This window comes from Actinoplanes sp. G11-F43 (assembly GCF_050589265.1).
Classification (GTDB): Bacteria; Actinomycetota; Actinomycetes; order Mycobacteriales; family Micromonosporaceae; genus Actinoplanes.
On sequence record NZ_JBNZCE010000076.1, the window covers coordinates 1 to 9,080 of the forward strand.

Annotated in this window: 6 protein-coding genes; 1 reads left to right on the forward strand and 5 read right to left on the reverse strand. The window is 72.1% G+C overall.

What is annotated here, in order from left to right:
- Positions 1-121: 121 nt before the first annotated feature.
- From ACQ0O7_RS44725 to ACQ0O7_RS44740, 4 genes are all read right to left on the reverse strand, one after another.
- Positions 122-1,384, reverse strand: a complete 1,263-nt coding sequence (locus ACQ0O7_RS44725) for a multidrug effflux MFS transporter (RefSeq protein ID WP_430792029.1) — start codon at positions 1,382-1,384, stop codon at positions 122-124.
- A gap of 87 nt (positions 1,385-1,471) precedes the next feature.
- Positions 1,472-4,144: an alpha/beta hydrolase family protein gene (locus tag ACQ0O7_RS44730; protein WP_430792030.1), complete on the reverse strand. Its 2,673-nt coding sequence runs from the start codon at positions 4,142-4,144 to the stop codon at positions 1,472-1,474.
- A gap of 256 nt (positions 4,145-4,400) precedes the next feature.
- A complete protein-coding gene (locus ACQ0O7_RS44735) occupies positions 4,401-4,988 on the reverse strand; it encodes an HD domain-containing protein (protein ID WP_430792031.1) in 588 nt (195 codons plus the stop codon).
- Positions 4,985-6,172: a cytochrome P450 gene (locus ACQ0O7_RS44740; protein ID WP_430792032.1), complete on the reverse strand. Its 1,188-nt coding sequence runs from the start codon at positions 6,170-6,172 to the stop codon at positions 4,985-4,987. Before ACQ0O7_RS44740 ends, ACQ0O7_RS44735 begins: the two co-directional genes overlap by 4 nt.
- 65 nt (positions 6,173-6,237) lie before the next feature.
- On the opposite strand from ACQ0O7_RS44740, the gene ACQ0O7_RS44745 reads away from it, so the two are divergent.
- A complete protein-coding gene (locus tag ACQ0O7_RS44745) occupies positions 6,238-8,322 on the forward strand; it encodes a serine/threonine protein kinase (RefSeq protein WP_430792033.1) in 2,085 nt (694 codons plus the stop codon).
- On the opposite strand, the gene ACQ0O7_RS44750 is transcribed toward ACQ0O7_RS44745, so the two are convergent.
- Entirely contained in the window at positions 8,310-8,978 is a 669-nt protein-coding gene (locus tag ACQ0O7_RS44750; RefSeq protein ID WP_430792034.1) for a PEP-utilizing enzyme, read from the reverse strand. The two genes, ACQ0O7_RS44745 and ACQ0O7_RS44750, sit on opposite strands and share 13 nt — an antisense overlap.
- Positions 8,979-9,080 lie beyond the last annotated feature (102 nt).

Below are 9,080 nucleotides of genomic sequence, written 5' to 3' on the forward strand. Positions count from 1 at the left end.
GTCACCACGAACCCCGCGTGCCGCACAACGGCGCGTTTCGCACCGCTGCGCGGCACGCCGGGTCGCTGCGGAGCCCGTGTGCCGCGTAGCGGTGCGGAACGCGCCGGAAGGTGGCACGGGGTCAGTGGGCTACCGCCACCACCGGGTCGGCATGGGTTGCGGGCAGGCGGTGCGGCCGGACCACCAGGCGGTAGACCAGGCCGGCGGAGAGCATGCCGCCGAACACCACGATCGCCATCGCGACGGCGTCGTTGCCGAACACCCCGACCAGCGGGGCGGCAGCGGCGCCGACGCCGTTCTGCACCGCGCCGAGCAGGGCCGCGGCGGTGCCGGCCGCCTCACCGTGCCGGGACAGCGCCAGCGCCGGGGCGTTCGGCATGATCAGCCCGACCATCGCCAGGACCAGCCACAACGGGACGAGAACACCGACCAGTCCGCCGGTACGGGTGACCGACAGCACCAACAGGGTCAGCCCGAACACCATCCCGGCGACCAGCGCACCCCCCATGATCCGCTGCGGGCTCCACCGGCGCAGCAGCCGCACGTTGAACTGGGTGGCCCCGATCAGGCCGACCGCCCCGCCCGCGAAGATCAGCGCGAACTGCTGCTCGTTCATGCCGTACTCGTCCTGGAAGACATACGACGACCCACTGACGTACGCGAACAGCGCGGCCATGCCCAGGCCGGCGACCAGGATCAGCCCGACGAACACCCGGTCGGTGAAGAGCCGCCCGTAGTCCCGCGCGGTCCCCAGCACTCCCCCGCTGCGCCGCCGCTCGACCGGCAGCGTCTCCGGCAGCACCAGCGCGGACACCGCCATGATCGCGACGGCGACCACGGTCAGCACCACGAACACGCCCCGCCAGGACGTCCAGTTCAGGGTCAGTCCGCCGACCGTCGGCGCCAGGATCGGGGCCACCCCGACCACCAGCATCAGCCGGGAGAACAGCCGCGCCGCGGCCCGGTCGCTGAACAGGTCACGCACCATCGCCATGGCGACCACCGAGGCCGCGGCGGCGCCCAGCCCTTGCAGGATCCGCAGCGCGCCGAGGGTGGCGACGTTCGGGGCGATCACGCACAGCACCGAGGCGAGCACGTGCACGGCGGTGCCGGCCAGCAGCGGGATCCGGCGGCCGAACGCGTCCGACAGCGGCCCGACCAGCAGCTGGCCGAGGGCCAGGCCGACCAGGGTGCCGGTGAGAGTCAACTGCACCGCGGCGGCGGTGGTGTGCAGGTCGGCGGTGATCGCCGGCAGGGACGGCAGGTACATGTCGATGGTGAGCGGCCCGAGCGCGGTGAGCAGGCCGAGCACGAGAACGATCCGGAAGCGGCGGCCGAGCGGGAGCAGCTCTCCGGGAGAGAGGTCGTCGTCGGGCGGGGTCACGGTGCGAGTTTGAGCCACACCCTTCGACAAGGTGCCCCGGACCAGGGATCTTCCGGTCCGGGGCACCTTGTGTCACCGGTCACGCTGTCAGTCGGTGACCGTCCCGTCGACGACCGGGCCGACGACCGGCTCCCGGTCGTCCGGCGCGAACACCAGCGAACCGAACCGCACGTGCTCGGTGCCCTCGGCCACGCCGTCGGCCACGGTCGGCACGGTGAACTCGGCCGTCGTGGTGCCCGGCTCGATCGGCAGGAACACCTGCATCCCCGTGCTGGACAGCGGCCGGGACGGCTCCGGGTCCGCACCCGAGTGCAGGGCGAGCCACTCCGGGTCCACGTCGGTCGTCGACAGCTCCGGCGTGCCGCCCGGCACCTGCGGCGCGAACAGCAGGTACATGAAGCTGTCGGCGGCCTCGGACAGGGTCACCGTCCAGGTCAGCGCCGAGCCCTCGGCCGCTGTCGCGGACGGGGTGATGGTGACGGTGGGCATCGGCTCGTCCTCGCGGACGTCCACACCGCCGTCGTAGTCGGCGACGATCGCGTTGCGGATCGCCTTGGCCGTCACCGGGTACGTCCGGTCGCCACCGAACGTGGTGTTGCCGAGCACCGCGATCGGCACGTCGATCCGGCCGGCGCCCGGCTTGACGGTGGCCGTCCAGGACTTCGTGTCGTACGTCCACGGGTCGGTGACGAAGAGCCGGATCTCGGCCTTCTGCTTGCCCCGCGACCGGACCGGCACCGAGTACGTGACACTCCCGGAATCCCCCTCGTCGGCACTGACGGTGCCGACGTCGACCCGGTTGAGCGCGGCCGGCTTCGGCGCCGGGGTGCCCGGCTTCCAGCCCCACGCGTCGATCAGCCAGATCGGCCCGTCAGTGCTCGGGGTGAGGTCGAGCCGGGCCACCGCACGGGTGTGGCGGGGCAGCGGCAGCCGCACCTCCTGGCCCCAGCCGGACGTCGTGTCCGCACTGCCCGGCAGACCGGCCAGGGTGACCGCACCCAGGTCGGAGCGGCGGCCACGGTCGTCGGTGACCGCCACCCGGACCGTGGTGCCGGTGCTGTTCGGCGGCACCACCAGCCGCATCGCCAGCGCCGGTGATCCGGCCACCGGCATCGGCTTCGCCGGGGTGACCGTGGCGGTCGCGGTGCTCTCCAGGGCGACCGCCCAGCGGCCCGGCTCCGGCCAGGAGAACGGCACGAAGTGCGGGGACCGGAACGAGGTGTCGCACGCGGTCTCGTCATCCGCCGGGACCTGCTCACAGAGCCGGGCGCCGGTCACACCGAGCGCCGGGTCCGGGATGACCACCGGGGTGCGGTTCGCGCCGATCCCGTGGGTCAGCACCCGGGCCGGGCCGGCCGACGGGGCCCGCACACCGGTGCCGTCCAGCAGCGGCCGGGCCCGGTCGTCACCGGCGGTGAACACCCGGGCGGCGGTCGCGATGTAGGTGGCGCCGGCGGTCTGCTGCTGCTCCGCGGTCAGCCGGTGCGGGGCCACTCCCGGCGTACACACCGGGTCGTCCTCGGCCTGGAAGTCGTCGAACGCCGGGCCGACCGCCTGCCCCGGGGTCCACTCGGTGTTGAAGTAGTTGTGGTTGGCGCCGACCATGTAGATCGCGCTGTGCAGCGCCCGGCCCGCGCTGACGCCGCGGGTGGCGTCGACGTACATCTGCCCCTGCAGGTCGGAGACGTCGCCGTCACAGCCCGGCAGGATCGTCGCGGACGGCACGTCGGGCTGCGGGTTCTGGCCGAACGCGGTCGGCCCGATCAGCACCTGCCCGCTGATCGTCCAGCGGACCCTGCCGCGATAGTCGTCCTGGGCGGCCGGCGGCGGGGTGATGCTGTCGATCGCCGCCCGGTTGGTGCCCTCACCGCCCCGGGAATGCCCGACCAGCAGCACCCGGCCGAGGTCGGCGCGTGGCGACTTCCGGACGATCGCGGGTGCTTTGCCCCGGCCGCTGCCGGACCAGTCGGCCCAGCGGGCCAGGTGCTCCCGGATCAGCGACGACCGGGCCTGCGCGCCACCGTCGGAGTCCAGGCCGTCCTGGCCGTTGATGCCGTTCGCCGAGATCGACACGGTGACGTAGCCCTGCGAGGCCAGCAGCTCCTGGGACTGCAGATAGCCGCGGTGGCCGGGGACCGCCTGCGAACCCGCTGGGCAGGGCCAGGCGAGGCTGATCGAGTTCAGATCCTGGCCGGCGTAGCAGGTCCAGTGCCGGCCGTGCAGGAACAGGGCGATCGGCCGCTTGCCCGGGGCACCCTTCGGGGCGACCACGACGGCCAGCATCTCCACTTTTGCCGGGTAGACCGACAGCTTCACACCGGGCAGCGTGTACTCACCGGTGACCGTGCGGTACGGGCCCTTCACACCCGGGTCGACACTGCTCGCCGCCTGCTGCGGCAGCGTGACCGGGGCCGCCGGGGCCCGGCGCTGCGGTGCGGGGGCGGCCGCGTCGACCCGCTTGCCGCCGACCCGGACCTGAAGGTCGGCGAGCCCGCCCGCGGCCCCGCCCGGCAGCACGAAGGTCCGCAGGTCGGCGGTGCCGCGAGCCCGCCCGAGCAGCCGGTCACCGGACCAGAACTCGACCGCGGCGTCCCCCGGCGGGATCGGCTTCTCACTGGTCCAGGTCAGCGCCTTCTGCTGGAAGGACCAGCCGGGCGGCAGGGCGTCGGGCGGCGGCCCCGGCGGGTCCGCCCAGCCCGGCACGGCCGATCCCAGCAGCAGCGTGCTCGCGGCCACGACGGCGATCAAGGTTCTGCGCATGCAGCCCGTTCTACCCACCGGATGCAAATCTCTCGATGCGGATGATTGCCTGTATGCGGGAACGCGGTGCCGGTTCAAGTCCTCGTGGGCGCGGGCTCTCGCCAGGGCGAGCAGGCCGGCGAAGGTCATGGTGAGCAGGCCGCCGACGACGGCTGATCACTGCCGTGGCGAACAACCATCACCACCCGCCGGCCCGGAGAACGCCGAGACATCATCCGCCTGGTTGCTCCGAGACGATCGCCGCGCGGCGCAAAGGTCACCGGCTCTCGCCGCCGTCACCGCCGGGTGGGGAGACGGCTCGGGGCCACCAGTCGTCGGGGTCGGTGGTGGTGATCTCGGTCAGCAGGGAGCGGGCCTCGTCGGTCGTCAACGACGCGGCCAGATAGGTCAGCCAGCGGTTCTGGAGGTCCGGGCGGTCGCCGAGGCTCTCCCGGACGTGCAGGATCGAGTCCAGGATGTCGGCGTCCCGGGCTATCAGCGCCTCCGGGGACTCGCGGGACTGCCATTCGGCGGCGCGGGCGCGGATCACCTCCCGGGCCGCGGGCGGCAGTGTGGCGGTCTGGTCCTCCACCACCTGCTGGAAGGGTTTCGGGCCGTTCAGATAACGGCGGGCCAGGTGGTGCAGGTCGCCGAGGCGGGCTTCGGGCAGGTCGTGCAACAGGGCCAGGGTGGCCGCCCGGTCCGGGTCGGCGCCTGATGTCGCGGCCAGGGTCATCGCGATGACGGCGGTGCGGAACGAGTGGTCGGCCACCGATTCGCGGTTGGCCATCCGGGCCAGCGGCCAGCCGGAACGGGTGGTGCGTTTGAGAGCGCCCACCTCGTACCAGAAGTCGGCGGTGCTCATCGGGTGGTGACCGGCAGTTCGGCGTAACCGCGCAGGACGAGACGGTCCCGCAGCACCGGCGCACCGGCCGGGGCCAGCCGTGGCAGCATGGTGAGCAGCAGCGGGAACGCCACCTGCGCTTCCAGCCGGGCCAGCGGCGCGCCGAGGCAGTAGTGGGCGCCCCCGCCGAACGACACCGGCTGGATCGACGGCCGGTCCGGGTCGAACCGGTGCGGGTCCGGGTAGCGCTCCGGGTCCCGGTTGGCCGAGCCGAGCAGCAGCATCATCTCGGTGCCGGGCCGCAGCACCAGCCCGTCACCCAGGTCGATGGGCGCGCCGGCGGTCCGGGCGGTCATCTGCACCGGCGAGTCGTAGCGCAGGATCTCCTCGACGAAGGCGGGCGCCAGGCCCGGCTCGGCCCGCAGACGGGCGGCCTGGTCGGGCTGGTCGAGGAGGAGCTTGAGGCCCGTACCCAAGAGGTTGGTGGTGGTCTCGAAACCGGCGACCAGCAGCAGCACCAGGTTGGACAGCAGTTCCGCCCCGGTCAGCCCGGAGCCCTCGGCGGCCAGGTCGCTGGTCAGGTCCTCGCGCGGTGCCCGCCGGCGGTCGGCGATCAGGCCGATGAAGTAGTCCTCCAGGGCGCGCCCGGCGACGTCGGCCCGGGCCATCTCCTCCTCGGTGCTGATCGGTTCGAGGACGACGGTGAGGTCGGCGGCCTGCTGCCGGAACCACGGCCGGTCGCCGTCCGGCACGCCGAGCAGCGCGCAGATCACCGCGATCGGCAGCGGGTAGGCGAAAGCGGTCACGAAGTCGGCCCGCTCCGGCATCTCCCCGATCAGGGCGGTGGCCTGCTCGGTGATCACGTCGCGGAGCCCGGCGACCCGGCGGGCGGTGAAGGTGGCCGCCGCGGCCCGGCGGATGCGGGTGTGGTCGGGTGGGTTGGTCTGCAGCATCGACCCGACGATCGAGGCGACGCCCCGGTTGTCGCGCCAGTCCGGCCAGAAGGTGTCGTAGTCGGCGGCGTCCGACACCCGCACGGCCGGATCGCGCAACAATCGGCTGGTCAGCGTGTGGGTGGTGAGGAACCAGCGGCCGTCCAGGGCGGGGAAGGCCGGGGCGTGCGCGCGCAGCACGTCGTAGGCCGGGTACGGATCCCGGCGTCCCTCGGCGGAGAACAGCGACTTCAGAGCGGTGTGAAAGTCCATCGTGCTCCCATCATGCCCCGCACCCGCCACCGCGGGAGGGGATCGAACTGCGTACTGTGTGCCGGATGAAAAGCCCGCTTCGCCCCGGTGACCCCGAGTCGCTGGGCGGCTACCAGCTGCTTTCCCGGCTCGGCGAGGGCGGCATGGGCGCGGTGTTCCTGGGCCGGCGCGGCGACGGGCCACTGGTCGCCATCAAAATCATCAAGCCGGAGTACGCCCACGAGGAGGAGTTCCGCAACCGTTTCCGCAGCGAGGTCAAGCGGGCCCGGCAGGTTCCGCCGTTCTGCACCGCGGCGGTGCTGGACGCCGACCCCGAGCACCGGACGCCGTACCTGGTGGTCGAATACGTGGACGGCCCCAGCCTGGACGAGGTGGTGGCCAGGGAGGGCCCGCTCGCCGACAGCCGCCTGCACGGTGTCGCGGTCGGGGTGGCCACCGCGCTGACCGCCATCCACGGCGCGGGTGTCATCCACCGCGATCTCAAACCGCGCAACGTGCTGTTCGCGCTGGGCTCCCCCAAGGTGATCGATTTCGGTATCGCGCGGGCGCTTGAGGTGACCAGCCAGCACACCCACCCGGATCAGATGGTGGGCACCGTGGCGTACATGGCGCCGGAACGCTTCGACGGGGTGCACCGCGACATCACCCCGGCCGCCGACGTGTTCGCCTGGGGTGCGGTGATCGCCTACGCGGGCACCGGGCGGACCCCGTTCCGGGCCGATTCGCCGGTCGCCGTCGCCGCCCGCATCCTCACCCAGCCGCCGGACCTGACCGGTCTGCACGGCACCCTGGCCGATCTGGTGGCGCTGGCCCTGTCCAAGGATCCGGAGGACCGGCCGACCGCCCCCGAGCTGCTGAATCTGCTGCTCGCGCAGAACACCGACCCGAACACCTTCAGCCGCCCGCCCACTCTGGACCCGAAGCTGCGCCAGGCCGCCGAGGCGGCACAGCTCTCCGGGCATCACGTCTCCGGCGGTGGCAAGCGGTTGGGCCGGCCGGTTCCGGCCGCCCCATCGAGAAGATCACGCCGATTGCGTACGGTCGTAGCCGTCACCGCCGCGGCCACGCTGGCCGCCACCGCCGCCGGACTGTACAGCCGAAGACTCGGCGATGATCCCCCGCCGCCCGGGCCGGACATCACCGTCGCCCAGGCGGCCATGCCGGTGCCGGGCGCCGTGCGTGGCCCGTGGGTGGTCGACGCTCTCGACCGGCGCGGGCAGTGGACGCCCAAGACCGACGACTACGGTGGCCGGTGCGCGGTCGGCAAGGGCCTGTCGATCACGGCGACCGATGTCCGGACCATGTGCGCCGGGCCGGAGGAGGCGTTCCCCGGTGACCAGTCGATCACCTTCTCGGTGACCGTGCAGACCCCGCTGACCTGTGCGGAGGTCCAGTTCCGGGCGGTCGGCGACGCCTCCTACTGGCTGGACCTGTGCCCACAGCTCATCCGGATCCGGCACGAGGGCGCACTGCGCAGCGCCACGCTGAGCGAGACGGAGTCCACCCTGTTCCAGCCCGGGACGGCCCACGACGTCGTGCTGAGCCTGCAGAACGAGACGGCGACGGTCACGGTCGGCGGCACACCCGTCCTGGACGCGGAGCTGACCGATCCGAGCCTGCTCGCCGGCCAGGTCGCCCTCGGCGCCGGCCCGATCGACGCCTCCCAGTACCAGCAGGCGACGGTCACCGCGACCTTCAGAAAGGTGGAGATCCGGCCGATCGAGACCGACATCCCGTCGCCCGCGAGCGGGGTGACACCGTTCACCGACGTCCGTACGGGCAGCAGCACGTCGATCGTCGAGGTGCACGGGTACTACCCGAAGTCCCGGTCGATCGTGGTGGAGCCGGTGCTGTTCATGAGCGGCCCCGAGTACTGCACGATGTTCGCACTGGACCCGGACGGCGACGTCTGCCAGCGGGCCTGGCTGACCGAGGACAGCCGGATGACCATCACCCTGCCGATCGTCGCCGACCCGAAGCTGACCAGCACCCGCGGCAACGACCAGGAGTGCCTGAAACACCCGGTGACGGTCGGCGACTGCAAGACCAGCATCGCGGATTTCACCGATCTCGTGGAGGTCAGCCCGTTGTACCGGCTGACCACCGTCGACGGCACCGCCACGGCACTGGCCGAGGTCTACGTACCCTGACCTGGCATGGTCACGACGTAGCCCTCGGTGCCGTGCACCCGGATCCGCTGACCGTCGACGATCAGCCGGGTGGCGTTCTCGACACCGACCACCGCGGGCAGGCCGTACTCCCGGGCGATCACCGCACCGTGCGTCATCTGCCCGCCCACCTCGGTGACCAGGCCCGCCACCGCCACCAGGGCCGGTGTCCAGCTCGGATCGGTGAAGGCGGTCACCAGGATGTCGCCCGGGGCGAAATCGGCGTCGGCCAGGTCCCGGACCACCCGGGCCCGGCCCTCCACGGTGCCGGCCGAGACCGGCAGGCCGGCCAGCGCCCCCGGCGGCAGGTCGTCGCGGCGGTACGAGCCGTTGATCATCTCGCCGTCGGAGGTGAGGATCCGGGGCGTGCGGAGGGTCTGGAAGTGCCGGAACTCGTCCTTTCGCCGCCGGATCAGCGTCTGGTCGACCTTTTTGGTGCGTACGGCGTCGCGAAGCTCTTGATAGGTCAGAAAGAAGGCGTCCTCGGTGTCGGCGAACGGCAGAAGGGCCGCCTCCACCATCAGCGCCCGCTTGTAGATCAGGTAACGGCAGACGATGTCGTACTTCGGGTACTCGCGGTAGCCGATGAAATTCCGCAGCCGGGCGATCATCCGTTCGGTCTCGTCCGCTTTGGCCACACCGTCAGGCAGGGAGGGTCATTCAAAACCCGGTTGGGCGGTTCTGAAGATCTCCAGGGCGGTGACGGTGCGTAACACGTCGGGGAAGTCGGTCATGATCCG